Genomic DNA, 25,871 nt, shown 5'->3' with positions numbered 1-25,871 from the left:
CGTTATCAAGCGGGAGCGGGGATACCGAGTGACCGTGCCCTCCCGGACGCGCCTCCTGCTCGGCCTCGCGACGTTCGTCGCGGCCGTCGGAACGGCCGGGAGTCTCTACTTCAGCCTCGGATTCGGGCTCGTCCCCTGTGAACTCTGCTGGTATCAGCGGATCCTCCTGTATCCCCTCACGGTCGTCCTCGGGGTCGCGACGCTCGACGATCGACCGACGGTGGCACGGACCGCGCTCCCGCTCTCGGGAGTCGGGGTCGTCGTCGCGACGTACCACGTGTTGCTACAGCTCCGACCGACGCTGGGGGCGACCTGCTCTGTCGGCGGCGGCTGTTCGTCGATCCTCTACCCGATGGCGGGCGGCCTCCTCACGATTCCGCGGCTGTCGCTGGCGGCGTTCGTCCTCGTGACGGCGCTGTCGGCCGCGGCGTGGGCCTCCAGCCGCGAGCGATGACGCGGCAGACGCGGGACACCGTCGACGGTCGTGAGGCACCGATCGACGGTTTTGTCGCGATTCGGGGTCGAAGGGCTCTATTCCGTCAGTCACCGCGGAATCGGTGCAGGAGCGAACTCTCCTGTTCGTAGAGCTGATACAGGGCGGAACCGACCACCACCAGAGAGAGTGCGGCGCCGATCGCGCCCGGGGAGAGCGACCGCAGGACCGGAACGCCGAGAGACGCCGCGAACGACGAGAGGCCGCCGAGGAGGCCGACTCCGAGGTAGTACTCCGCCCAGGAGATCCCGTACTGGGGGACGACCTCCATGTACACGGCGACGTCGGCGGCGTTCTCCGCGAGCGTGACGGTCTTCGCGTCGGGATCGTACTCGACGATTTCGAGCTCGTCGAGTTTCGGGAGGTGCGTCTGGTGCAGGGAGACGTACACGCTCTGTCGGACGTTCCGCGGCGGCGGCGACTCCCCGGATTCGACCGCGCCGATCCGCTCTGCGAGGTCCGCGACGGTCTCGGTCCCCCCGCCCGCTCGCAGCCGTTCGAGGACGAGTCGCCGGCGGTCGTTCCGGAGCACGTCGTGTATCTCCGAGGCCGCCAGGTTCTCACCGTCGGGCCCCGGTGCGACCTCGGATCCGGTCATTTCACGTTACCCTCGGGGTGGACCCTACATGAATGTATCCGAATCGAGGTGTCCGGACGGGAGGGCGACGGGGCTCGCTCACGCTCGAAACGCCCGAACCGATGGTGTGCAGGGTTCACGAACGGGAGAGTCGGTTGCGTCGCCGGGGGCGCGGCCGCGGGCCTACTCTGTCGGCCGCGGACGCGCCACGAAGAGCGTCTGGACGATGCTGAACGGATCGTAGATCGACTGGTGGCACTGACAGTAGACGTCGTCTTCGGCGCCGAACTTCGCGGATCCCTCCGCCTTGAACTGCGGGACGCAGCAGAAGTGCGTGCACTTGTTGAGCCAGGCGATGAAGCCCTCCTCCGTGGAGGCTTCGAGCCACGGGTCGTTCTGCGCCATCTCCTGTACCCGGTCGGATTTGATGACCTGGATCGGGATTACGTCCTCGGCGTCCTCGGAGCGCCAGCGGCCGGTCGCGGGCTTGCCGAGACCTTCGGTCCCGACGCCGTTCGTCCAATCCTGGTAATCGGAGAAGTCGTCGACGTGGAGCCGATCGCCCTCGGAGTACGTCTCGCTCTGCCACTCGTAGCCCGGCGAACTTCCCGAGCGGAAGTAGTTGTCCGAGTCGTACTCGGGGTTGATGCCGCCGTAGGACTCGACGCCGCAGAACTGGAACCAGTCCGTGCTGTACGTGACGCCCGAGCCCTTGAAGTCCTCCGTCTCGGCGATGGTGACCTGAACGCCCTGTTGCTGTTCGGTCTTGACTTCCGGCCAGACGCCTCTCAGGTACCCCTCGTCGTCGATCTCGACGGGAATCTGCGGCATCCCTCGCGGTGCGGGACCGTCGGTGTTCTCGATGGCGTACGCCTGCGTCGACCCGCCACCGGCACCGGACGCCTGCGTCGCGGAGTTGATTGCAGCAGCGCCTGTCGCGCCGACGCCCGCGAGTGCCGCACCCCCCACGACACCCTTGACGAACCGGCGGCGACCCGATTCCGCCGGGTACTTGTCGCGCTCACTCATACGAGAACCTTCGTCCCGCCGGTAAAAAGGATGACGAAACCCGCGGTCGCGCCCGACCCCGATCGACCGACGCCATCGGACGATCCGGCGTGGCGTTTTCGCGCCCTCGCTCGCCCGATCGCCCAACAGCGTGAGATCGGACGGGAACCCGATTTCCCCGCCACTGGACCACCGAACCTGTCGATCGGGCGCGTCGGCGGAAGGGGTCGATCCGCGCTTCGGTCGACTCGGAACCATCTCGATAACACGGAGGTTTTTACTCGGATGACAGTATACCGCTCGGTATGGACTTGCACAGCAGGGACGTCAAGCAGGACGTCCACGAGCTCGGTGCGCTCCTCGGCGACGTACTGGCCGAACAGACCTCCCGAGATTCGTTCGAGACCGTCGAAGACATCAGGACCGCCGCCATCGACTATCGGAAGGGCGAACGCGACTCGCGAACGGAACTCGACGAGCGGCTCGACGGGCTCTCCCCGGCCGACGAGAGCGTCGTCGCGCGCGCGTTCACCACCTACTTCGAGCTCATCAACCTCGCCGAGGAGCGCGAACGCGCCCGCGTCGTCCGCGAGTCCTCGCAGGCGGGCGAACTCGAAGACGGTCTCGTCGCCACCGTCGAGACCCTCCTCGAATCCGATACCGACGCCGAGACCGTCCAGCGGGTCCTCGACGACGTCCTCATCGAACCGACCTTCACCGCCCACCCGACGGAGGCCCGCCGGAAGACGGTGAAAGCGAAGCTCCGCTCGATCGCGAGCCGGCTCGAAGAACTCGACGAACGCCGGCTCACCGACCGCGAGCACGATCAGCTCTGGCGGAAGGTCGACGCCGAGGTCACGAGCCTCTGGCAGACCTCCCAGGTCCGCGAGCGACGCCCCGAACCGCAGGACGAGGCCCGGAACGTCCAGTGGTACCTCGAATCGATCCTCTTCGACGTCGTCGGCGAGGTGTACGCCGAACTGGAGGACCTCCTGGCCGAGGAGTACCCCGGCGTCGACGTGCCGAAGCTCTTCGAGTTCCGCTCGTGGGCCGGCTCCGACCGCGACGGCAACCCCTTCGTCACCCCCGAGGTGACCACCGACACGCTGGAACGGCAGCGCTCGGTCGTCCTCGAAAAGTACAGCCAGGCGCTCAAGCGGCTCTCGGGCGTCCTGAGCCAGGACGGCCGCCGCGTCGAGGTCGGTGCCGGCCTCGAACGCTCGCTGAAGGCCGACCGGGACCGGCTCCCCGGCGTCGCCGCCGAGGCCGAGGAACGGTATCCCGGCGAGCCCTACCGGCAGAAACTGAAGCTGATGCGCGAGCGCCTCCGCCGGATCGAGGACGTCCGTCCCGACGGCTATGCCGACGAGAGCGAACTCCTCGAGGACCTGGCGGTCGTCGACGAGAGCCTCCGCTCGATCGGCGCCGACGTCGTCGCCGACGAGTACGTCGAACCGCTGATGCGGCAGGTCGACACCTTCGGCTTCACCCTCGCGAGCCTGGACCTGCGGGACCACCAGGAGAACCACACGGAGGCGGTCCACGAGGCGCTCGCGAACGAGGGCATCGACTACGCGTCCCTCGATGAGGACGAGCGGATCGAAGTCCTGACCGAATCGATCCTTCAGGAGGAACGGGTCGTCGACCTCGACGATCCCGGCGAGATCTCCGAGACGGCCGAGCGCGTCCTCGAACGGTTCGATATGCTGGGCGAGTGGCAGCGCGAGTTCGGCGTCAGCGCCATCGACACCTACTGCATCTCGATGACCGAGGAACCGAGCCACGTGCTCGAAGTGCTCTTCCTCGCCGATCAGGCGGGCGTCGTCTCCCTCCCGGATCACTGCGGACTCGACGTCGTCCCCCTCTTGGAGACCGAGTCGGCGCTCAACGGCGCCCGTCGCATCATGGGGACGCTCTTCGAGAACGAGGCGTACGCGACGGCGCTGGACGCCCGGGACAACGTCCAGGAGATCATGCTCGGGTACTCCGACTCGAACAAGGAGAACGGCTTTTTAGCTGCGAACTGGGACCTCTACAAGAACCAGCGCCGCCTCGCGACGATCTGTGAGGACTTCGACGTGAAGATGCGGCTGTTCCACGGCCGCGGCGGGTCGATCTCCCGCGGCGGCGGCCCGATGAACGAGGCGATGCTCGCGCTCCCGAACGAGACCGTCTCCGGACAGATCAAGTTCACCGAGCAGGGCGAGGCCATCGCGGAGAAGTACGCCAACCCCCAGATCGCCGAGCGCAACGTCGAGCAGATGCTGAACGCGCAGGTACGCTCGCGGCTGCGAGCCATCCGCGAACCCGAAGAGGACGTCCGAGACGAGTGGCTCGACGCGATGGACGAGATGGCGACGACGGCCCGGGCGCAGTACCGCGAGCTGCTCGAATCGGACGGCTTCGTGACGTACTTCGGGCAGGCGACGCCGATCGGCGTCATCGAGAACCTGAACCTCGGCTCCCGGCCGGCCTCGCGCTCGGGCGAGCGCACCGTCGAGGACCTGCGAGCGATCCCGTGGGTGTTCTCCTGGACGCAGTCGCGCTGCATCATCACCGGCTGGTACGCGCTCGGGACGGGCATCGAGGCGTACCTCGAGGAGGGCGGCGACCTCGAAACCCTCCGGGAGATGTACGAGGAGTGGCCGTTCTTCCGGACGACGCTCGACAACGCGTCGCTGGCGCTCGCGCGCACCGACCTTGAGATCGCGGAGTACTACGCCGACCTCGCCGACGAGGAACTCCGCGAGGAGTTCTTCCCGCACCTCTCCGAGGAGTACGAACGCGCCCGCGAGGTCGTCCTCGACGTGACCGGCCGGGACTCGCTTCTCAAACGCGAGTGGCTCGACGAGAGCCTCCGCCGCCGCAACCCCTACGTGGACCCGCTGAACCTGCTGCAGACGCACCTGCTGGATCTGGAGCACCGGACCGACGACGAGGAGCAGACGCTGCGGCTGACGGTCAAGGGCATCGCCGCCGGAATGAAGAACACCGGGTGAGCGAAGACACGCAATCGCTGCTGTAGGGCGAACAGTCGACACCCGCTTGCGACGACGGCGTCGCCGTCGCCGTCGCTTCCCACGCCGACGTGTCGAAACAACCGCAGCCCGACGCGGGGTCGTCCTCAGATCACGGGGGCTCTGGTCCCGCCTCGGTATATGAACCTTCGCTCAGCCCTGGCTCCAGGGCGTGCCCTCGAAGTCGACGATTCGGTCCCGGCGGTCGACGTCGTCGATGGCGGCGACGTCCTCGTCGTCCAGTTCGAGAGCCAGCGCCTCGTAGTTCTCGCGGATGTGTGCGGGCGTCCCCGACTTCGGAATCGGGGTGACGTTCCCCTTCGCCCGCAACCACGCGAGCGACACCTGCGCCGGCGTGGCGTCGTGCTTCTCCGCGACGTCGACGACGGCGTCGACGTCGGCGACTCGGTTGCGGGCGATCGGGCAGTACGCCACCAGGCGGTGACCGCGATCGACGGCCAGTTCGTGCAGTTCCGTCTGCGGGAGGAGGGGGTGCATCTCGACCTGGTGGGCGAAAAGCGGCGTGTCGAGTCGGTCCATCGCCTCGACCAGTTGATCGGGACGGAAGTTACTCAGCCCCACGCGCTCGACGACGCCCTCGTCGACGAGTTCGTCGAGCGCGGGCAGCGTCTCGTCGGGATCGTACGTGTCGAGCGGCCAGTGGACGTACAACAGGTCGATCGAGTCGACGCCGAGGCGCGCCGCGCTCTCGCGCGCGGTCGAGAGCACGTCGTCGTATCCCAGGTTCTTCGTGTCCAGTTTCGTCGCGACGAACACGTCGTCGGCGTCGCGGTCGGCGCGCGCGAGTCCCTCGGCGACGAGCGCCTCGTTCCCGTAGCTCTGTGCGGTGTCGACGTGGTCGTAGCCGAGGTCGACCGCCGTGGCGACGGCCGCCGGCGCGTCCTCGGGATCAGTCAGTTCGTACGTGCCCAATCCGAGCGGTGGCAGGTCCATACGCCTTCGACGGCGGCCACGCTTTCGACAGTTTCGGTGTTCCCGACCCGCGGCACCGACGCCGGTGTCCCTTTGTCCGTCCCCGCCGAACGTGGCGTATGTCCGAATCCGGATCCCGCTCTGATGCCGACTCAGTTTCCTCCGCGGACTCCGACACCGACGGCTCTCCCGCGGACTCCGACGCCGACGACTCTCCCGCGGACCCCGACGCCGACACCCGGCTCCTCGTCTACGGCGCCTACGGCTACACCGGCCGCCTGATCGTCGAGGCCGCGGTCGAGCGGGGCCTCGATCCCGTCGTCGCCGGGCGGGACGTCACCAAGACTCGGGGCGTCGCGACCGCGCAGGGCCTCCGGGCGCGGACGTTCCCCGTCGAGGACGCGGCCGCGCACCTCGGCGACGTCGACGCGGTGCTCAACTGCGCCGGGCCGTTCGCCGAGACCGCCGACGCGATGGCCGACGCCTGCATCGAGTGTGGGACGCACTACCTCGACATCACCGGCGAACTGGCCGTCTTCGAGCGGATCCGCCGACGCGGCGCGGACGCCGCGGAGGCCGGGGTGACGCTCCTTCCGGGCGTCGGCTTCGACGTGGTTCCGACCGACTGTCTGGCGGCGCACCTGCACCGCCGCCTCCCGGAAGCGACGCACCTCTCGCTGGCGCTGGAGGCCGACGGCGGCGTCTCACCGGGGACGCTGAAGACCGTCCTGGCGGACCTCGGCTCCGGGGGCGCGGTGCGGCGCGACGGCCGACTGCGACACGAGCGGGTCGGCGCGCGGACGCGCGTCGTCGACTTCGGGGACGGCCTCCGCCGCGCGGTCTCGATCCCCTGGGGGGACGTCTCGACGGCGTATCACACCACCGGCGTCCCGAACGTGGACGTGTACCTCTCCCTGCCCGCGAACGCGCGGCGGGCGGTCGCGCTCTCCGCGTACGCGGGCCGCGCGCTCGACGGCGACGCCCTCCAGCGGGGGCTCTCGTGGCTCGTCGACCGCTACGTCGACGGCCCCGACGCGGAGACGCGCTCGACCGGCGAGGCGCGTGTCTGGGGGGAGGCACGGTCCGCGGACGACCGCGTCGTCTCGCGGCTCCGGACCCCGGAGACGTACCGCCTCACCGTTCAGACGGCGTTGCTGACGGCGACGAAGGTGCTCGACGGCGAGGCCCCCGCGGGCTACCAGACGCCCGCCGGCGCGTTCGGACCGGACCTGATCCTGGAGGTTCCCGGCGTCGAGCGCGTCGACCTCGAAAGCGACGAGGTCGTCGAGCGGACGGCGGGGGCGGGGACGTCGCGGCCGGCGGAGTAGCGAGTCGACTTCTCGCCCCGATCGAAACGGCGGCGTGGCGAGTCGGCTTCGCATCGCGGTCGCGGCGACCGACAGCACGACGGGCGCGATGCGCAAGTAGATATTCGTCTATTTTCCGTCCCGAAAACGCGCCTATTGTTCAGAAATAGAACCGATCGATGATGGAGGATTCGTGCGGATCGGTCACAGACGCTCCGTCGCTCCGAAACGGTTTTGATGCGGCCTCGCGCACACTCGGTATGCCGAAGGAACCCGACACCGGGTACGACCCCACGCTGGGTCGGAAGTTCATTTTCGTGACCGGCGGGGTGATGTCCGGACTGGGCAAGGGGATCACCGCCGCGAGTACCGGCCGTCTGCTGTCGAACGCGGGCTTCGACGTGACCGCGGTCAAGATCGACCCGTACCTCAACGTCGACGCGGGGACGATGAACCCCTACCAGCACGGCGAGGTATATGTGTTAAAGGACGGCGGCGAGGTCGACCTCGACCTCGGAAACTACGAGCGCTTCCTCGGGGTCGACATGACCTCCGATCACAACGTCACCACGGGGAAGACCTACCAGCACGTCATCGAGAAGGAGCGCGCGGGCGACTACCTGGGCAAGACCGTCCAGATCATCCCGCACATCACCGACGACATCAAGCGTCGCATCCGCGAGGCCGCGGAGGGAACCGACGTCTGCATCGTCGAGGTCGGCGGGACGGTGGGAGACATCGAGGGGATGCCCTACCTGGAGGCGCTGCGGCAGTTCGCCCACGAGGAGGACGACGGCGACATCCTCTTCACGCACGTCACGCTCGTGCCCTACTCGAAGAACGGCGAGCAGAAGACGAAGCCGACCCAGCACTCGGTGAAGGAACTCCGCTCGATCGGCCTCCAGCCCGACATCCTCGTCGGACGCTGTGAGAACGAACTCGAACCGAAGACGAAGGAGAAGATCGCGCTCTTCTGCGACGTCCCGACGGAGGCGGTCTTCTCGAACGCCGACGTCGAAGACGTCTACCACGTCCCGCTGATGGTCGAAGAGGAGGGGCTCGACCAGTACGTGATGGAGCGGCTGAACCTCGATTCGGAGGCGCTGCCGCCCGAGGAGCGAGAGAACCGCTGGCGGGAACTGGTCACCCGCGAGCGGACCGAGGAGGTCGACATCGCCCTCGTCGGGAAGTACGACCTCGAAGACGCCTACATGTCCGTCCACGAGGCGCTGAAGCACGCGGGCATCGAGCGCAGAGCGGAAGTGAACGTCCTGTGGGTCGACTCCGACGAGATGCTCGACCGGCACGAAAACAGGTTGAAAGAGGCCGACGGCGTCGTCGTCCCCGGCGGGTTCGGCTCCCGCGGCATCGAGGGGAAACTGAAGGCGGTCGAGTACTGTCGGGAGAACGACGTCCCCTTCCTGGGGCTCTGTCTCGGCTTCCAGATGGCGGTCGTCGAGCACGCGAGAAACGTCCTCGGGTTCGAGGACGCCCACTCCGCGGAACTGGATCCCGACACCGAACACCCCGTCATCGACATCCTCCCCGAGCAGTACGAGGTCAACGACATGGGCGGGACGATGCGTCTGGGCGCGCACGACACGGCCATCGAGCCCGGATCGCTCGCCGAGCGGGTCTACGGCGACACCGTCTGTACGGAGCGGCACCGGCACCGCTACGAGGTCAACCCCGAGTACATCGAGGAGTTGGAGGCGGGCGCGCTCGACTTCTCGGGGCGGGCCGACAACCGGATGGAGATCCTCGAACGCACCGACCACCCGTTCTTCCTCGGGACGCAGTTCCACCCCGAGTTCCGCTCGCGGCCGGACCGGGCGAGCCCGCCGTTCGTCGGGTTCCTCGACGCCGTCGCCGGGGAGTTGGACGCGCGTGACCTCGCGGACAAGGGGGTGCAGGCCTGATGGTCGACGCACCGTCGTTCATCGAGGACGCGGTCGAGGAGATCGAAGCGGAGGTCGGCGACGCCAACGCCGTCATCGCGCTCTCTGGGGGCGTCGACTCTTCGGTCGCCGCCGCGCTGGCCTACCGTGCGATCGGCGATCGGCTCACGCCGGTCTACGTCGACACCGGACTGATGCGGAAGGGCGAGACCGACCAGATCAGAGAGACCTTCTCGTACATGGACTCCCTGCGGGTCGTCGAGGCGCAGGACCGCTTCCTCGACGCGCTCTCGGGCATCACCGATCCCGAGGAGAAGCGCCACGCCATCGGCGAGCGGTTCATCCGCGAGTTCGAACGGGAGGCCGTCTCCGCCGACGCCGACTACCTCGTCCAGGGGACGATCTACCCCGACCGGATCGAGTCGGAGGGGAACATCAAGTCCCACCACAACGTCGGCGGGCTGCCGGAGGTCGTCGACTTCGAGGGGCTCGTCGAGCCCGTCCGCGAACTGTACAAGGACGAGGTCCGCGACGTGGCCCGCGAACTCGGCCTCGAGGAGATCATCTCCGAGCGGATGCCGTTCCCCGGTCCGGGGCTGGCGATCCGCGTCGTCGGCGAGGTGACCAGAGAGAAGGTCGAAATCGCCCGCGAGGCGTGTCACATCGTCGAGGAGGAGACCGCCGAGCACGACCCCTGGCAGGCGTTCGCCGCCGTCGTCGGCAAGGGGACCGGCGTGAAGGGGGACAACCGCGTCCACGGCTGGATCGTCTCGGTCCGCTCGGTCGAGTCCCGCGACGGGATGACCGCGCGCGCGCAGGAACTCCCCTGGGAGACGCTCCAGCGCATCCAGTCGCGGATCACCGGCGAGAACGAGAACGTCGCCCGCGTGGTCTACGACGTGACGCACAAACCGCCCGCGACCATCGAGTACGAATGATCCTGGTCGCAGGAGCCGACGGAGAGGGCATCGGCGACGCGCTCGAAGCGCTCGGCGTCGAGGTCGTCCGCGTTACGGGCGTCGCCACCCGCGAGTCGCTCGACGCGGCCGGACTCGCGGAGGCTCACACGCTCGTCCTCACAGATATGGACGACGCCTCCGCGATCCCGGTGGCGAAGGAAGCCAACACCGAGGTCCGGATCGTCGCCTACTCCAGGGATTCGCTCCCGGAGTTCGCCCGCGGACAGGCGGACCTCGCCGTCGATCCCGACCTCCTGACGCCCGACGTCGTCGCCGAGGAACTGGTCGACGGGCGGATCGAAGGGTAACGGGACGAGACGGCCCTTCCGAACCGGCCACGTCACTCCTCGTGCCGCAACTGCCTCGCACACAGCGACGGCCCCGGCACGAGCGAGTCGTTCCCGGTGTCGGGCAGGCCGACGTGCGGCCGGCCGTCGTCGCCGACGAAGACCGAGAGCCCGGTCCAGGAGACGGCTTCGGGGTCCGAGAGCGTCCACGTCGACACCGCGTCGGGGTCCGACGCCGACGCCCCGGCGACGTCGACGGTCACTCGATACGTTCCTTCTCGTACCGCGAGGTCCCCGAGGACGTACTCGTAGGCCGGATCCGGCGCGTCCGCACTCGCCTCGACGGTCGTCGAGAACACGGCCCGGGGCGCGCCGTCGTCGAGGTAGTCGACGAACACCGAGACGTCGTGGGCCGCCCCGTCGAAGCGGAAGAGGTGGATCTCGGCGCCGTACTCCTCTCCGGGGTCGACGGCGTTCTCGTCGGCGTCGGCCGCGGCGTAGGGCTCTTCGGCGGACTCACACACCACCGCGCTCCACGGCGCGACCTCGTGGCGGCCGTCGCGGCCGACGAAGTGGGGCACTTCGTGGCGGTTCCGTCCGTACCCTCCGCGCTCGCCGTACTGCGCGGAGGCGCTGCACGCGCCGAACAGGTAGAACCCCGCGTCGCTCTCGACGACGAGCGTCGCGGCGGGGTCGCCGACCTCCGGGCGTCTCGCGGGCGCGTCGCCGGCGTGTTCGACGAGGTGGTTGCGCACGGCGACGCGCTCGTACTCCCGAACGAACGCGAGGGCGTCCGCCGCCGACGGTGACTCGGGCGGTTCCGGAAGCGGGTCAGTCTCGGTCAGCGGCGTCGCAGTCGGCCCCGGGACGGTCGTCTCCGTCTCGGTGGGCCGATCAGTTACCGGCCCGGTGCGACCGCCACAACCGGCGAGCGATGCGGGGAGGGTCGAGAGGGCGGCGAGCAGTCGTCTGCGTCGCATCGGCGGGGAGTCGTCCGCCCAGGCCTATATCGGTTCCCCGTCGTTCGCCCGGGAACGGCCGGAGACGGGTCGTCCTGGTCCGTCGACGGGCGTCGGAGCCCGCAGACGGGGCGTCGCCGTCGGTCGATACCCGTCCGGACTACAGGATGACGTCCTTCACGTCTCTCGCGCCGGCGCGGCGGACGACCGCGCGGACGACGTCCTGCGCGCCGGCGAGGTTGTCCGAGTCGCCGTCGAGGACCAGCAGTTTCGCGTCGCGTCCGGGCTCGACGACGCCGCAGTTCAGCCCCGCGACCTCCGCACCGTTGACCGTCGCCATCCTGAGCACCTCGGTCGCGGGGACGTCGGCGAGTTTGGCGGCGAACTCCATCTCGCGGAACATCGACGGCGAGTTTAGCATCACGTTGTCGGTACCGAGCGCGACGGTCGTCCGCTCGACGAGTTCGCGGATCGGCGGGACGCCGACGCCGGTCACGAGGTTCGAACGCGGGCAGACGACGACCGGTACGTCGTCGTCGGCGATCCGGTCGTAGTGGATCGACTCGGGGTGGACGACGTGGACCAGGAAGTCGGGGTCGAGGTCCAAGGCGGGGTTGATGTCGTGGGGGTCGCGCTCGCCGGCGTGGATGCCGAACAGTTTGCCCGCCTCGCGCGTGGCGTTCCGGAGTCGGTCGAAGTCGCCGTCGCGCGCGCCGGAGGCGCCGAAGCCGTCCGATTCGTGCATCGCGGCCTCGGTCTCCCGGCCGAGCGTCACCGGTTCGATCGGGAGGCCCTCGGCGGCCTCGCGGATGTACTCGACGCCCTCGACGCCGCCCTCGCGGAACTCGACGCAGGCGGCGGTGCCGGTGTCCGCCATCAACCGCAGCGAGCGGCGCATCGCGTCGACCGTCTCCTCGCGGCTCGCTTCCCGGAGTAGTCGGTGCTTCAGTCCGTCCGGCGGCGCGACGAGGTCGTCCAGCGAGAGCCCCGCTCCGGCCTCCTTGGCGATCGAGTCGCCGATGTGGGTGTGCGCGTTGACGAACGCCGGCAGGACGACGTCCTCGGAGTAGACGTCCGCCTCCTCGACGGCGACGATCTCGCCGTCCTCGACGACGACGCGCCCCCGCACGGGTTCGAGTTCCGGACCGCGCAGTACCGTTCCCTCGACGATCATTGCGGCACACTCGCCCGCACAGCGGCTTGAAACTCCCGGAGTGAGGTGGCCGCCGTTCCGATCGCGGGGAGACAGAGAGCGGAGAGACCGAGAGCGGGGAGACCGGGAGTCACGGTCCCGCTCGGTGAATTCGCCCGGCGTCGGTGAACTCGTTCGGCATCGACCTCACCGTTCCGCATCCGTGACTGTGTCCAGCGCCGTCCTCACCGTTCCGCGTCCGTGAACTCGTCGAGCGTCGCCGTCACGCCCGGGCGCACGTCGGAGACGAGCGCGCCGTCGAGATCGAGACCGAGCACGTCGACGGCCGCCCGGCCCGCCCGGTCAGTCTCCGGTTCGGGGACGTAGACCCCGAGTCGCCACTGCTGTTTCTGCGCCGTCCGCAGTGCCGACACCAGCGGCGACTGCTTGCCCAGGCGCCGCATCTCGCCGCTCACCATCACGCGCGAGGTGGACTCGGTCATCGACGGCCGCTCGGGGACGTCGACGACGACCCGCTCGGCGGGGAGGTCCGCTCGGTCGGCGACCTCGGCTTCGAGGTCCCGGAGCGTCGCGTAGTCGGCGTCGACGACGTCTTCGGGGACGGCTTCCAGTTCGGCCCAGACCGCACGCTTGTACAGGGTACGGGTGCGAAGCCGACGGGCGACCTCGCTCGTCGCGTCCGTGGTCCGGAGCGCGACCAGCAGGTCGTGATCGTCCATCCGGCGGAGTTCGTGCGGCGTGGTGTCCGTCCGGTCGAGCAGCCGTTCGGCCCCGCGCCGGAGCATCGCCTTCGAGATGCGGGCGACGTGGTGCTGGTAAACGGTCGGGTTCATCAGCGCGCGCGCGAGCAGCAGCGACTCGGCCGTCTGGACGTTCCCCTCGGCGAGGACGAGTTCGCCGTCGACGAAGGTGAGCTCGCGGATCAGCCGCTCGTGGTCGATCGTGCCGTACGGGACGCCGGTGTGGTGGGCGTCGCGGACGAGGTAGTCCATCCGGTCGACGTCGAGCTCCCCGGAGACGAGCTGGCCGTACTGGCCCTCGCCGGCGACGAGGTCCGCGACGCGGTCGGGTTCGAGGTCGTGCTCGCGGAGGACCTCCCCGACCGCGCCCGCCCCGAGCAGTTCGTGGACGTCGTCGTGGTACTTGCCGGTGTGTCGGTGGGTGACCGATTCGACGTTGTGGCTGTACGGCCCGTGACCGACGTCGTGGAGCAGCGCGGCCGCGCGGATCCGCTCGGCCTGCCGCCCGCCGATCCCCAGGTGGTCGAGCGCGCGGTCCGCGAGGTGGTAGACGCCGAGGGAGTGCTCGAACCGCGTGTGGTTCGCCGAGGGGTAGACCAGCTGGACGGTCCCCAGTTGCTTGATGTGCCGGAGCCGCTGTACCGGCTCGGTGTCGAGGAGGGCGGCAGCGACGCCCTCGACCTGGATGTGGTCGTGGACGCTGTCCTTGATCGTCGCCATACGTCGGGTAGGCGCGCCCTCGTACAAAAACAGTCGCCCGCGCCGGCAGGTCGGCGGGCCGTTCCACCGGTATTCACGGCCCGGCAGCCGCCGGTACCGGGGGGTTTCGAGCCACGTTTTAGCCGAATTAACCGGGTTTTCGTGGCCGGCAGTCAGTGAATTCGGCTTGAGTATCGACCCGGTTGAAGTGGTCCGCCCCACAAGCGGTGACCGCGTCGCCGTGCCTCGCTGCGCGGCGTCGCAACGCGGTCGCCCCGATGGATGGTCGGGGCGACCGCCTTCCGGGGCCGGCGCCGGAACGCGATCCCCACCCGCGTTCCGCGCGGCCGGCCGCGGGTCCGACGCGCCGACGCCCGCCGGTTCTCCCGTCCCGGCGGGGGTCGACGCGTGCGAGCGGGCCTGACCACCCGTTCGCCGCCGAGCGCCGGCCGGTCGTCTCCCCACCCGACGGCCGGCGACAGAGGCACCCGCTCTCGCGGGCGAGCGAACGCCCGCACGATCGACACCCCTTTTCCGCGGCGCCGACGGTCCGGCCGGTAATTCGGTGGGTTGATTGCGTTCCCCCCTAACGTAGGAGCAGAACCGATACGGATGCTGTCGCTATCCTCTTCGAGCGCGCTGTACGGTGCGTACGTGTTCGCCTTCGCCGCCGCCGCGATCGCCTGTCTCGCGATGCTCCCACGGACGCGACACATCGAACACGAGGACACCAGGCGGGGGCTCTTCTGGCTCCTCGTGACGAGCGGCGGGTGGGCGGCCGCCCACGTCGGCTACCTCACGATGCCGACCGCCGGGCTCCGGTACACGTTCTACGTGATCGGGCTCGTCGTCGGCATCGCCTCGGTCGGGCCGTGGCTCTACTTCTGTGCGGCGTACACCGGCCGGTCGGTCCACCGCGACCCGGCCGTCCGTCGGGCGTTCCTCTTCGTCTTCCTCGTCATCGTCGCGGTGAAAGTGACGAACCCGGTGCACAACTGGTACTTCGTCGCCGAGTCGGCTGTCACTCCCTTCGCCTACCTCGAGATCAACCACCGCCCGTTCCACTGGATCGCGATGGGGCTGGCGTACTCGCTCGCGTTCGTCGGCTTCTTCATGCTCTTCGAGCTGTTCGTTCGTGTCAACTCCGACACCCGCCCGCTCTTCGTCCTCATCGGATTGACCGGCATCCCGGTGGTCCTCGACGTCGCGGGCGCGGTGTCGCCGGCCGTCCTCGACATCACGTACTCCTCGATCGGCGTTGCCGCCTTCGCCGTCGGCGTCTTCTCGCTGTACTTCGATCGGTTCCAGTTCGTCCGCGTCGCGGGCGAGACCGACGATCCGATCGTGGTCGTCGACGGGGGCGGCAAGGTGCGAGACTACAACAGACGCGCGGAGGAGCTGTTCCCGTCGCTCGGCGACTCGCTGGACGAGCCGCTCGCGGAAGTCGTTCCGCGGCTCGCGGACGCGCTCGACGAGCAGGGGTCGGTCCTCGAAATCGACGGCGGCGAGACGACCCGATACTACAACGTCTCCTCGAACCCGTTCACGACGGGGGGCGCACAGACGGGGAAGTCGATCGTCCTCTCGGACGTGACGCACCGCGAGCAGTACCGCCAGGAGCTGGAGACGAAAAACGAGAAGCTCGAACAGTTCGCAAGCATCGTCTCCCACGACCTCCGGAACCCGCTGCAGGTCGCGAAGGGCCGGACCGAACTCGCGATCGAGGGCGGGGACACAGAACACCTGGAGCCGGTCGTCCGGGCCCACGAGCGGATGGAGCAACTCATCGGGGAGATGCTGACGCTCGCCAGAGAGGGCGTCTCGATCGACGAGACCGAACGCGTCGACCTCGCCGCGCTCGCGAGGCGGTCGTGGGGGATGATCGCCGGCGGGCAGGCGTCGCTCTCGGTAGACGACGACGTCGACGTGACCGTCTCGGCGGATCCCGAGCGCCTCCAGCAGCTGTTCGAGAACCTGTTCCGAAACGCGATCGAACACGGCGGCGACGACGTCGTCGTGAGCGTGGGCCCCCTGGCGGACGCCGACGGGTTCTACGTCGAGGACGACGGCGCGGGGATTCCCGAAGCGGACCGCGAAGGGATCTTCGAGGCGGGCTATACGACCTCGGAGGACGGCACCGGGTTCGGCCTCGCCATCGTCTCGGAGATCGTCGAGGCCCACGAGTGGGAGATCCGAGCGACGGAGGCCGACTCGGGCGGCGCGCGCTTCGAGATCCGGACCGCGTCGGAGTACGCCCGGGAGTGACGGCCGCACGACCGACAGCCGAAGGCCGCACGACCGACAGCCTATAGGCGGTTCCCCCACACGGTGCCGGTATGGCACTCGACCTGTACGACGACGTTCGCGAGACGCTCGATCCAGCCGACGGCGAGGTCCAGACCGCGGAACTCGTCGTGACCGACGACGTGCTCGTGAAGGCGTTCGCGCTCGGTCCGGGAGCGGAACTGGAGCCCCACGAACACGCAGAGAGCACGAACGTGTTCCACGTGCTGGAGGGGTCCGTGACCGTCGTTCGCGACGGCGAGAGCGAGACGGTCGACGCGCCGAGCGTCGTCCGTCACGACCGCGGCGCCGTCCACGGAGCGCAGAACGAGTCGGGGAACGTCGCGGTCTTCACGGCCAGCCTCTGTCCGCTCCCGTAGGTTCTGATGGATCGCTCGAACGCCGGCCGTCGGTGCCCGAAACGGTTAACGGCTACGCCCGTGAGGTTCGCCTATGGACCGGGTCCCGTTCGGAATCTCGCACCTGGACAGCGTCATCGGCGGCGGCGCGCCGTCGGGGTCGGTCGTGCTTCTGGTCGGCGAGCCGGGCGCCGGCGCGCGGGAGTTCATGTACACGAGCGCGACGATGAACGCCGTCGCCCGCGGCGACAGAGAGCTGTTCGAGTTGCACTACGGCGACCTCCACGAGAACGCCGCGCTGCCCCCGGAGGTGCACTACCTCTCGTTCACCGACGACGAGGACAACCTCCGACGGGAGATGGCGTACGTGCTCGACGACGACCTCGTGAGCGAGGCCGCAGACCGGATCGCCGTCCGCGATTTCTCCCCCGAGTACTTCCAGTTGAGTCCTGTCCCCCGGGAGTGGTACCTCGGCGAGACGACGAGGCTGCAGGACCTCGGCGGCCGCGAGGAGCGCTCGGAGGTTCTCACGGCGCTCGGGCAGTACCTCAACGCGCACGCGGCGGAGAACCTCGTCGTCATCGACTCGATCACGGATCTGGTGGCCGCCGTCTCCGACGAGATGACGTGGAACGACATCGCGATGCTGATCCGCGGCCTCGGGAAGGCCGCACACCGCTGGGACGGCCTCGTTCTGGCGTACGCCAGCCGCGAGACACTCGAACGGACCGAACTCGGTCACCTGATGGACGCCGCCGACGGGACGTTACAGTTCGAGTGGGAGTCCGGCGGTTCCAAGCGCGCGCGGACGATGGTCGTCCAGGAGTTCCGCGGCGTCCTCTCGCAGATCGAACGCGAGAACATCGTCCGCTTCGAGACGGAGATCCACGAGGGCGGGTTCGACATCAGCGACGTTCGAAAGATCAGGTGAGGCGGGTCGACGCGGTACCCGGAGTCACTCCGCGTCGCCGATATCGACGCCGGTGATCTCGAAGCGCGCACCACCCTCGGCGCCGTCGGTCACCCGGATCTCCCAGCCGTGGGCCTCCACGCACTGCTTCGCGATCGAGAGGCCGAACCCGGTGCCGCCCTGGGTCGTCGAGTAGCCGTACTCGAAGACGTCTCCGCGTTTGTCGGGCGGGATTCCCGGGCCGTCGTCCTCGACGTAGAACCCGTCGGCGTCCTCCAGCGTCCCGACGCGCACCGCGTCGCCGCCGTGTTCGACGGCGTTGCGCAGGAGGTTCTCGAAGAGCTGTCTGAGTTGCGTCTCGTCGGCGCTGATCGCCCCCTCGACGTCGAGCGTGAACTCGGCGTCGCCCGTGTCGACGTTCCGCCAGCAGGCGCGGACGAACGAGTCCAGCGCGATCGGCGTCGGTTCGATGTCGGTGTCGCGCTCGCGAGCGAGCGTGAGCAGGTCGTCGATCAGTTCGCCCATCCGGTCGTGGGCGTCGGCGACGTACTCGAGCTGCTCGCTGTCGCACTCCTCGCGGGCCAGGTCGAGCCGGCCCGAGGCGACGTTCAGCGGATTGCGGAGGTCGTGGGAGACGACGCTGGCGAACTCTTCGAGACGGGCGTTCTGTCGGGTGAGTTCGCGCTCGCGCTCGCGGATCCGCTCGTTCCGCTGGACCTGTTCGAGCGCCGTGACGATGTTGATCCCCAGGATCTCGCTGAGCACGACGTCCTCGTCGTCGAAGGCGTCTCGCGTCGGCGATCCGGCGATGAGGATGCCGTATTCGCCGAGCGGGACGTACATCTCGCTGCGTATCGGCGTCTCCGGGTTGTACACGTCGGGATCGGACTGGACGTCGTCGATCGACTTCGCCTCGCCGCTCTCGAAGACGCGCCAGGCGATCCCCTCGCCCGCCGCGAACGTCGGCAACTCGCCCACGAGGTCTCTCGCCGTCTCGGTCGCCGCGACGGGGACGAGCCCCTCACCTTCCCTGTAGAGGTTGACCACGTTGGCGTCGAGGCCGATGATCGTCTTCGCCGCGTCGACGCCGATCTCGGCCACCTCCTCGCAGGTCTCCGCCGCCATCAGCTCTCTCGCGGTCTCGTTCAGCGCTTCGAGGCGGCGTTCCCGTTCCTCGCGTTCGGTGACGTCGTAGTACACCCAGAGGTGCCCGCCCCCGTCGGGGAGTTCGATCGGTCGGTAGTTCCGCTCGAAGGCTCGACCGTCCTCGAGCACGAGTTCGTCGTTCCAGACCGGCTCGCCCCCCTCGATCAGTTCGTCGATCCGCGAGACGAACCCGTCGGGATCGACGAACAGATCGCTCACCCGCGCTGCGAACGCCTCGCAGTCGTCGCCGATCACGTCCTCCGGTTCGGCGGGGATACCGAAGAGTTCGAGGAACCGCTCGTTGACCCGCAGCACGTCTCTGTCGGCGTCCTCCGCGAGCACGCCGACGGGCAGCGTCTCGAAGAGCGTCGAGCGGAGGATGTTCGTCCGTTCGAGCTCCCGTCGCCGCTTCTCCTCCTCGGTGATGTCCTCGAACTGCGAGAAGATCGAGATGACGTCGCCGTCCTCGCCGGTGACGACCTGGTTGTGCCACGAGCAGAGCCGCCGCTCGCCGTCCTTGCGGACGATGTCGTTGACGCTGTGGTAGCCGCCGCGGTCGGCGAGCAGTTGCCGCTCGACCGCGGCGACGTGTCGGCGCGCCTCCTCGGGGACGATCGGGAGCCAGGTCCCCCGACCAGTTCCGCCGCGTCGTAGCCCGTGATCTCGGTCGCCGCCTCGTTGACCCTGACGATCGTGAAGCTCTCGTCGTACTCGATCGTCCCCAGCGGCGACTGGTCGATGAACCGCGAGAGCCGCCGTTGGCTCTCCGCCAGCGCCCGCTGTGAACGGGTCTGTTCGACGGCGTTCTCGATGCGGTTCGCCAGCACGGCGTACTGCTCGGTGCCGGTCTCCTTCTGGAGGTAGTCGGTCACCCCGGCCGAGATCGCCTGGCTCGCGATCTCCTCGGAGCCCCGTCCCGTGAAGAGGATGAACGGGACGTCGCGATCGAACTCCCGGACGCGTTCGAGGAGTTCGAGGCCGTCCATCCCGGGCATCTCGTAGTCGCTGACGACGCAGTCGATCCGTTCGCCCTCGATACGTTCGAGCGCGGCCTCGGGATCGGTCGAGGTGTACACCGAGAACGCGTCGTCGAAGCGCGTCAGAAACGAGGCGGTTAGCTCGGCGATGCCGGGATCGTCGTCGACGTGGAGGACCCGGACTTCCGTCGGCGGATCCCGCGACTCCGCCGTCGTTTCAGACATACGAGACAATACTGCGACTGACGGTATATAAATTCACGTCGGATCTCGGAACTGATACTGCCCGATCCCGACCGACCGATCGGTATCGGGCAGTATACCCTTGACGCTGGGTCGCCAACGTCGGGTATGCTCACCGGACTCCGCCGTCTCGGACTCGAAGTGAAGTCGCTGGCGCGGGCGCGGGAATTCTACGAGGGGCGCCTCGGTCTCGAAGCGGCCGGAACCGACGAACCGCCGGCGGCCGTCGGCTACGAGATCGGCCCGATCGCCGGAGACGCCGCTCCGACGACGCTGCTCCTGCGGCGGCCGACGGACGTCCCGCGCGGCGGCGTGCACACCCACTACGCGTTCTCGACGACGCCCGCGGCGTACGCGGCGTGGCGGCGGCGACTCGACGACCTCGACCCGGTCGAGTTCTCCTTCGGCGCGAGCGACTCCCTCTACGTCTACGATCCGGACGGCCACTGCGTCGAGATCGGCGACGTGGACAGAGAGAGCGACGTCGGCACTGCGAACCCTGCGAGCGACGCCGGCGCCGCCGATCCCGCGGGCGAGGCGGAGGGAGAACGGCCGCCGCCGCTCACGGGCATCTTCGAGGTCGTCCTGGAGGTGACGGACCTCCCCCGGGCCGAAGAGCGGTACCGACGGCTCGGGTTCGAGGTCGTCGACCGCGGCGAGGAGCGTCGTCGCGTCCGCCTCGACGGACCGGTGGCGCTCGAACTCTGGGAGCCGCAGTTGGGGATCGCGGACGCCCGCGGCGGACTGCACGTCGATCTCGCGTTCGATACGCCGAGCCCCGACGCCGCGGTCGAGGCGGGAGCGCCCTGGTCGGGCGGTCCGGAACCCGTCGACGGCGGCGTCCGCGTCGTCGACGACGACGGCCACGTCCTGACGTTTCTGCGGTCGGGAGCGGAGTGACGTCGTTCCTCGCTTCAGATGTGCCTCGTGCGGCTGATACGTCCCGTGCAGCTAGTACGTCCCGTGCGGCTGATACGTCTCGCACGGCTGATACGCCTCGTCTTCGACCGGCGTCGCGTCGCTGGCGACAGTCGGCTTTCGGCCACGACGCGTGACCCTGTAGTAGCGTTTGCAAGTCTTCACTCACTCGATCACACGCTGTCGTGCGATCAGATGAGCAATCAGTTGCAAACGCTCCTGTAGCTCAGAGGCGGTCGGTGTCGATGTCGACCTCCGGCGGGGCCACGATCAGGAAGTCCCGGAAGTGAGTGAGGCTGCCGCCCATGTCCCTGATCGGGCGGGCGAACCCCTTCGCCAGTTCGTTGAGGTCGCCCTCGACGGCGAGGACGAGGACGTTGTCCGCCTCGACGGTTCGGACCCACACCTCGGGGTCGGTCGAACCGTCGAGGACGCCGAGGACGACGTCGCCTTCGACGTCTTCGTCGAGGTGCTCTTCGGCCTCCGAGAGGTTCAGGTTGAAATCGCTCATACCGACGTAGACGCGAAGCGGGACGAAAAGGATTCGGACCCATAGACATAATCGAATTGATACTACCTCGCCCGCAGCGGTGGCCTCGGCGTCGTCGGCGCTTCCGAACCGATGACCGTTCGTCCACTCCGAGGCGCGCGCGAGCGGCGACGGTGGGCAACTGACCGGTTTCGAGGCGGAAATTGCGCCAACTGGCGAGCGTTCACACGGCCGAAGTCGACACCGGGTACGGTTCTGAGCCGATATCCGTGGCGCCTCGATAACCATATATTCCGGCCGCACAGCCGTTCTGAGATGGGTTCGACCGTTCCACGCGATCCGTCGCGAGTGGCCGCCGAGACCGGCCACAGCGAAAGCTTTTAATATCTTTCCGGGGCAGTGAACAGACACAATGTCTAACGACGACATGGAGGCTCAGTCGGACACCCCGGCTGGTCGAGTTCTTCCAGGGCACATTAGCCCAAATAACTGAATCCGAGATCGAGAACGTACGGATTTTCGACACGACGCTCCGCGACGGCGAGCAGTCGCCACGCACCTCGTTCAGTTACGACGAGAAGCGGAACATCGCGGCGACGCTGGACGAGATGGGGACGCACGTCATCGAGGCGGGGTTCCCGGTCAACTCCGACGCCGAGTTCGAGTCCGTCAGCGACATCGCCGCCGCGACGGACACGACCGTCTGCGGGTTGGCGCGCGTCGTCGACAAGGACGTGGAGGCCGCACTCGACTCCGGCGTCGGGCTGGTCCACGTCTTCGTCAGCACGAGCGACGTCCAGCTGGCGGACTCGATGCACGCCTCCCGCGAGGAGGCCGTCGAGCGCGCCGTCGAGAGCGTCGAACGAGTGAAAGACGCCGGCGTCGAGGCGATGTTCTCGCCGATGGACGCCACCCGGACCGACATCGACTTCTTAGCGGAGATCCTGAGCGCCGTCGACGAGGCGGGCGTCGACTGGGTCAACATCCCCGACACGACCGGCGTCGCGACGCCGACGCGCTTCGCCAGTATGGTCCGGGAGGTGCGCAAGCACACCGACGCCCGGATCGACGTCCACGCCCACGACGACTTCGGACTGGCCGCCGCCAACGCGATGGCCGGCTTCGAGGCGGGCGCCTCACAGGCGCAGGTCTCGGTCAACGGCATCGGCGAGCGCGCCGGCAACGCCGCCTTCGAGGAGGTCGTGATGGCGGCGGAGTCGCTGTACGGCGTCGATACCGGAGTCGACACCACTCGAATCACCGAACTGTCGCGGATGGTCGAGGAGGCGAGCGACATCCCGGTTCCGGCGAACAAGCCGGTCGTGGGACGGAACGCCTTCTCACACGAGAGCGGCATCCACGCCGCGGGCGTGCTCGAGAACACGGACACGTTCGAGCCGGGCGTGATGACGCCGGACATGGTCGGGGCCCAGCGCGAGTTCGTCCTCGGCAAGCACACCGGGACTCACTCGGTCCGCAAGCGACTGGAGGAGTCCGGGTTCACGCCGACCGACACGGAGGTCCGAGACGTCACCCGACGAGTCAAGGACTACGGCGCGGAGAAAGAGCGCGTCACCGTCGACGTGCTCACGCGCTTCGCCCGGGAGGTCGGCGTCGACCGGGAGGACGAGGACGACGAACAGGAGGAGGTCCGCGCCTGATGGCGCGCGCCCCGGTTGCTCGATCCGACGAGCCACGGGTGCGCCGCCGGCCGACCGCTCGAACCGGACGCGCGGCGCGAAACGTTCAATACGGACGAGACGCATCTTCGAGGTACGATGCGACGACGGCACACCGACGCGACGGCCGCCGCGCCGACAGCGGCGTCGCTCGCTCGCGTGCGCCGGTCGACCGACGTCGAGACGCTCGGCGTCGACGCGCAGATCATTGTAGGGGCGCTATAGCCCCGTCACTACCCATTCTCGCCGTTTCGACCTCGTTCGCGACCGCCGTTCGACCGACCAGCGACCGTCACACACCGACTATGGAGTACCACGCCCGATCCGCACGACCGATGCCGACGTATCGAACGCAGACAACGACAGCGACCCACAGGGAGGTGAGCACAGATGAGTAAACAGGCACCGTCGTCGCCGAACGCGACGACCGAGGCCGAGGTCGACCCGGACGAGGAGGCGGAACAGGCCCCCGTCACCACCGGCTCGGAGGCCGTCATCCGCGCGCTCGAGAACGAGGGCGTCGAGGCGGCGTTCGGCGTCCAGGGCGGGGCGATCATGCCCGTCTACGACGCGCTGTACCACTCGGACATCCGGCACGTCACGATGGCGCACGAGCAGGGCGCGGCCCACGCCGCCGACGCCTTCAGCGTCGTCCGGAACGAACCGGGCGTCTGCCTGGCGACGTCGGGGCCGGGGGCGACGAACCTCGTCACCGGCATCGCCGACGCGAACATGGACTCCGACGGCCTGCTCGCGCTGACCGGGCAGGTCCCCTCGGACATGGTCGGCTCCGACGCGTTCCAGGAGACCGACACCACCGGCGTCACCGCGCCGATCACGAAGCACAACTACTTCGCCAGCGACGCCGACACCGTCGGCGACACGGTCGGCGAGGCGCTCGCGCTCGCCGGTGAGGGACGCCCGGGACCGACGCTCGTCGACCTCCCGAAGAACGTCACGCTCGACGAGACCGACGCCGAACCCGGTCCGGCCGAGCCGCCGGAGACGACGCGACCGCAGTACGTCGCCGACGAGGAGAACGTCGAGGAGGCCGCCGAGGCGATCGAGGCGGCCGAACGGCCGCTGCTGCTCTTCGGCGGCGGCGTCATCAAGGGCGACGCGACCGAGCAGGCCCGCGCGTTCGCACGCGGACACGAGATCCCGGTCGTCACGACGATGCCGGGCATCGGCTCGTTCCCCGAGGACGACGACCTGTGTCTCTCGTGGGCGGGGATGCACGGCACTGGCTACGCCAACATGGCGATCACGCACACCGACCTGCTGATCGCGGTCGGGACGCGCTTCGACGACCGCCTGACCGGCGGTATCGACACCTTTGCGCCGGAGGCGGAGGTCGTCCACATCGACATCGACCCCGCGGAGATCTCGAAGAACGTCCACGCGGACTACCCGCTCGTCGGCGACGCGGGCATCGTCCTCGATCAGGTCGACGACGCGATCGACGCCTCCCCCGACGCCGACGAGTGGCGCGAACAGTGTCAGACCTGGAAGGACGAGTACCCGATGGACTACGCGACGCCCGACGACGAGCCGCTGAAGCCGCAGTTCGTCGTCGAGATCCTCGACGAGGCGACCGGCGACGACGCCATCGTCACCTCGGGGGTCGGCCAGCACCAGATGTGGGCGGCGCAGTACTGGACGTTCACCGAGCCGCGGACGTGGGTGTCGAGCCACGGTCTCGGGACGATGGGCTACGGCCTGCCCGCGGCGATCGGCGCGCGAATCGCGGCCGACGACGACCAGGACGTCGTCTGCATCGACGGCGACGGCTCCTTCCTGATGACGATTCAGGAGCTCTCTGTCGCCGTCCGCGAGGAACTGGACATCACCGTCGCGGTGCTCAACAACGAGTACATCGGGATGGTCCGCCAGTGGCAGGACGCCTTCTTCGAGGGCCGACGGATGGCCGCGGAGTACAACTGGTGTCCCGAGTTCGATATGCTGGCGGAGGCGTTCGGCGCGCGCGGGTTCCGCGTCGACGACTACGACGAGGTCGCAGAGACCGTCGAGGAGGCCGTCGCCTACGACGGACCGTCGGTCATCGACTTCCACATCGACCCGGCGGAGAACGTCTACCCGATGGTCCCCTCCGGCGGCGCAAACGGACAGTTCGCACTGACGGAGGATCAGCTATGAGCTCCCAGGAGAACGACGAGACCGACGATCTGCCGAAGCACGGACTGAAGGGACCCTCGCCGGACGAGCGGCCGCACCCCGAGGGACGCCGTAACTCCCAGGGGATCCGGATCGATCCGGAGGCCGAGGCCGAGCCCGAACAGCGCCGCGCGGTGCTGTCGGCGCTCGTCGAGGACGACCCGGGCGTGCTCTCGCGCATCGCGGGGCTGTTCTCCCGCCGGCAGTTCAACATCGAGAGCCTCACCGTCGGGCCGACGACCGTCGAGAACCACTCGCGGATCACGATGGTCATAGAGGAGTCCGACCCCGGGATCGATCAGGCGGAGAAGCAACTCGCCAAACTCAAGCCGGTGATCGCCGTCGGTGAACTCGACGACGACGCCGTGCGGACCGAACTCGTCCTCCTGAAAGTCGAGGGCGACGAACCCGACAAGGTGCACGCGGTCACGGAGATGTACGACGGGCAGACGCTCGACGCCGGCCCGCGGACCATCACGGTCCAGCTCACCGGCGACGAGCAGAAGATCGACGACGCGATCGACGCGTTCCGCCAGTTCGGCATCATCGAGATCGCACGCACGGGCTACACGGCGTTGGCGCGCGGCGATCAGGCGACGGTCCCCGGCGAGAAACCCGGCACCGCAGACGAACCGACGCAACCGACGAACGCACAATAACC

The 25,871-nt window shown here is 68.5% G+C and carries 22 protein-coding genes and 1 pseudogene; 14 read left to right on the top strand and 9 right to left on the bottom strand.

The annotated features are described in order from the left end of the window. Positions 1-34: 34 nt before the first annotated feature. Complete coding sequence (locus tag DV707_RS04655) at positions 35-454, top strand: disulfide bond formation protein B (protein WP_103991222.1); 420 nt, start codon at positions 35-37, stop codon at positions 452-454. 85 nt (positions 455-539) lie between these two features. On the opposite strand, the gene DV707_RS04650 is transcribed toward DV707_RS04655, so the two are convergent. Both DV707_RS04650 and DV707_RS04645 read right to left on the bottom strand, forming a co-directional pair. Continuing rightward, complete coding sequence (locus tag DV707_RS04650; protein WP_103990381.1) at positions 540-1,091, bottom strand: DUF7344 domain-containing protein; 552 nt, start codon at positions 1,089-1,091, stop codon at positions 540-542. Between the two features lie 162 nt (positions 1,092-1,253). Then, positions 1,254-2,099 carry a cytochrome B gene (locus DV707_RS04645; protein ID WP_103990382.1) on the bottom strand — a complete coding sequence of 282 codons (846 nt, stop codon included), beginning with the start codon at positions 2,097-2,099 and terminating at the stop codon, positions 1,254-1,256. A gap of 284 nt (positions 2,100-2,383) precedes the next feature. On the opposite strand from DV707_RS04645, the gene ppc reads away from it, so the two are divergent. After that, positions 2,384-5,077, top strand: a complete 2,694-nt coding sequence (gene ppc, locus DV707_RS04640; RefSeq protein ID WP_103990383.1) for a phosphoenolpyruvate carboxylase — start codon at positions 2,384-2,386, stop codon at positions 5,075-5,077. 171 nt (positions 5,078-5,248) lie between these two features. Here the strand turns inward: ppc and DV707_RS04635 are convergent, their stop codons facing one another. Then, entirely contained in the window at positions 5,249-6,049 is an 801-nt protein-coding gene (locus DV707_RS04635) for an aldo/keto reductase (protein WP_103990384.1), read from the bottom strand. Between the two features lie 98 nt (positions 6,050-6,147). Here DV707_RS04635 and DV707_RS04630 point away from each other — a divergent pair, with 98 nt between their 5' ends. From DV707_RS04630 to DV707_RS04615, 4 genes are all read left to right on the top strand, one after another. Then, entirely contained in the window at positions 6,148-7,356 is a 1,209-nt protein-coding gene (locus tag DV707_RS04630; RefSeq protein WP_103990385.1) for a saccharopine dehydrogenase family protein, read from the top strand. A 239-nt stretch (positions 7,357-7,595) separates the two neighbouring features. After that, the gene (gene pyrG, locus DV707_RS04625; RefSeq protein ID WP_103990386.1) at positions 7,596-9,254 is read left to right on the top strand and encodes a glutamine hydrolyzing CTP synthase; all 1,659 of its coding nucleotides are present in this window, start codon (positions 7,596-7,598) and stop codon (positions 9,252-9,254) included. Continuing rightward, positions 9,254-10,171, top strand: coding sequence for a glutamine-hydrolyzing GMP synthase (gene guaA / locus DV707_RS04620; protein ID WP_103990387.1), 918 nt, complete (start codon positions 9,254-9,256; stop codon positions 10,169-10,171). Before pyrG ends, guaA begins: the two co-directional genes overlap by 1 nt. Beyond that, a complete protein-coding gene (locus DV707_RS04615) occupies positions 10,168-10,500 on the top strand; it encodes a DUF7126 family protein (RefSeq protein WP_103990388.1) in 333 nt (110 codons plus the stop codon). Before guaA ends, DV707_RS04615 begins: the two co-directional genes overlap by 4 nt. Positions 10,501-10,532: 32 nt before the next feature. On the opposite strand, the gene DV707_RS04610 is transcribed toward DV707_RS04615, so the two are convergent. From DV707_RS04610 to DV707_RS04600, 3 genes are all read right to left on the bottom strand, one after another. Next, entirely contained in the window at positions 10,533-11,459 is a 927-nt protein-coding gene (locus DV707_RS04610; protein ID WP_103990389.1) for a hypothetical protein, read from the bottom strand. A gap of 139 nt (positions 11,460-11,598) precedes the next feature. Next, on the bottom strand, positions 11,599-12,612 hold the full coding sequence (locus tag DV707_RS04605; RefSeq protein WP_103990390.1) for an amidohydrolase family protein: 1,014 nt from the start codon (positions 12,610-12,612) through the stop codon (positions 11,599-11,601). A 203-nt stretch (positions 12,613-12,815) separates the two neighbouring features. Beyond that, a complete protein-coding gene (locus tag DV707_RS04600; RefSeq protein WP_103990391.1) occupies positions 12,816-14,051 on the bottom strand; it encodes an HD domain-containing protein in 1,236 nt (411 codons plus the stop codon). 591 nt (positions 14,052-14,642) lie between these two features. On the opposite strand from DV707_RS04600, the gene DV707_RS04595 reads away from it, so the two are divergent. From DV707_RS04595 to DV707_RS04585, 3 genes are all read left to right on the top strand, one after another. Beyond that, the gene (locus tag DV707_RS04595; protein ID WP_235010722.1) at positions 14,643-16,295 is read left to right on the top strand and encodes a sensor histidine kinase; all 1,653 of its coding nucleotides are present in this window, start codon (positions 14,643-14,645) and stop codon (positions 16,293-16,295) included. A gap of 71 nt (positions 16,296-16,366) precedes the next feature. Next, complete coding sequence (locus tag DV707_RS04590; protein WP_103990392.1) at positions 16,367-16,693, top strand: cupin domain-containing protein; 327 nt, start codon at positions 16,367-16,369, stop codon at positions 16,691-16,693. Between the two features lie 73 nt (positions 16,694-16,766). After that, positions 16,767-17,603: an RAD55 family ATPase gene (locus DV707_RS04585; RefSeq protein WP_103990393.1), complete on the top strand. Its 837-nt coding sequence runs from the start codon at positions 16,767-16,769 to the stop codon at positions 17,601-17,603. A gap of 24 nt (positions 17,604-17,627) precedes the next feature. On the opposite strand, the gene DV707_RS18915 is transcribed toward DV707_RS04585, so the two are convergent. Next, positions 17,628-19,070, bottom strand: a complete 1,443-nt coding sequence (locus DV707_RS18915) for an ATP-binding protein (RefSeq protein ID WP_240728558.1) — start codon at positions 19,068-19,070, stop codon at positions 17,628-17,630. 111 nt (positions 19,071-19,181) lie between these two features. After that, positions 19,182-19,930 (bottom strand): annotated as a pseudogene (locus DV707_RS18910) (response regulator); the annotation flags it as partial. Between the two features lie 126 nt (positions 19,931-20,056). Here DV707_RS18910 and DV707_RS04575 point away from each other — a divergent pair. Continuing rightward, a complete protein-coding gene (locus tag DV707_RS04575; protein ID WP_103990395.1) occupies positions 20,057-20,848 on the top strand; it encodes a VOC family protein in 792 nt (263 codons plus the stop codon). A 244-nt stretch (positions 20,849-21,092) separates the two neighbouring features. Here DV707_RS04575 and DV707_RS04570 read toward each other — a convergent pair whose 3' ends face one another. After that, complete coding sequence (locus tag DV707_RS04570) at positions 21,093-21,377, bottom strand: DUF5779 family protein (protein ID WP_103990396.1); 285 nt, start codon at positions 21,375-21,377, stop codon at positions 21,093-21,095. Between the two features lie 362 nt (positions 21,378-21,739). Here DV707_RS04570 and DV707_RS04565 point away from each other — a divergent pair, with 362 nt between their 5' ends. The 4 genes from DV707_RS04565 (at position 21,740) to ilvN (ending at position 25,869) form a co-directional block, all read left to right on the top strand. Continuing rightward, on the top strand, positions 21,740-23,017 hold the full coding sequence (locus tag DV707_RS04565; RefSeq protein ID WP_103990397.1) for a LeuA family protein: 1,278 nt from the start codon (positions 21,740-21,742) through the stop codon (positions 23,015-23,017). A gap of 117 nt (positions 23,018-23,134) precedes the next feature. Then, the gene (locus DV707_RS19165; RefSeq protein WP_268806869.1) at positions 23,135-23,260 is read left to right on the top strand and encodes a hypothetical protein; all 126 of its coding nucleotides are present in this window, start codon (positions 23,135-23,137) and stop codon (positions 23,258-23,260) included. 165 nt (positions 23,261-23,425) lie between these two features. Then, positions 23,426-25,192, top strand: coding sequence for a biosynthetic-type acetolactate synthase large subunit (gene ilvB, locus DV707_RS04560; RefSeq protein ID WP_103990399.1), 1,767 nt, complete (start codon positions 23,426-23,428; stop codon positions 25,190-25,192). Further along, positions 25,189-25,869 (top strand): acetolactate synthase small subunit, encoded by a 681-nt coding sequence (ilvN, locus tag DV707_RS04555; protein WP_103990400.1) that lies wholly within the window; start codon positions 25,189-25,191, stop codon positions 25,867-25,869. Before ilvB ends, ilvN begins: the two co-directional genes overlap by 4 nt. Positions 25,870-25,871 lie beyond the last annotated feature (2 nt).

Source organism: Halobellus limi (assembly GCF_004799685.1).
Lineage (GTDB): Archaea > Halobacteriota > Halobacteria > Halobacteriales > Haloferacaceae > Haloquadratum > Haloquadratum limi.
Note: the sequence above shows the minus strand (reverse complement) of the source record. Positions and strands in the feature narration are given on the sequence as shown.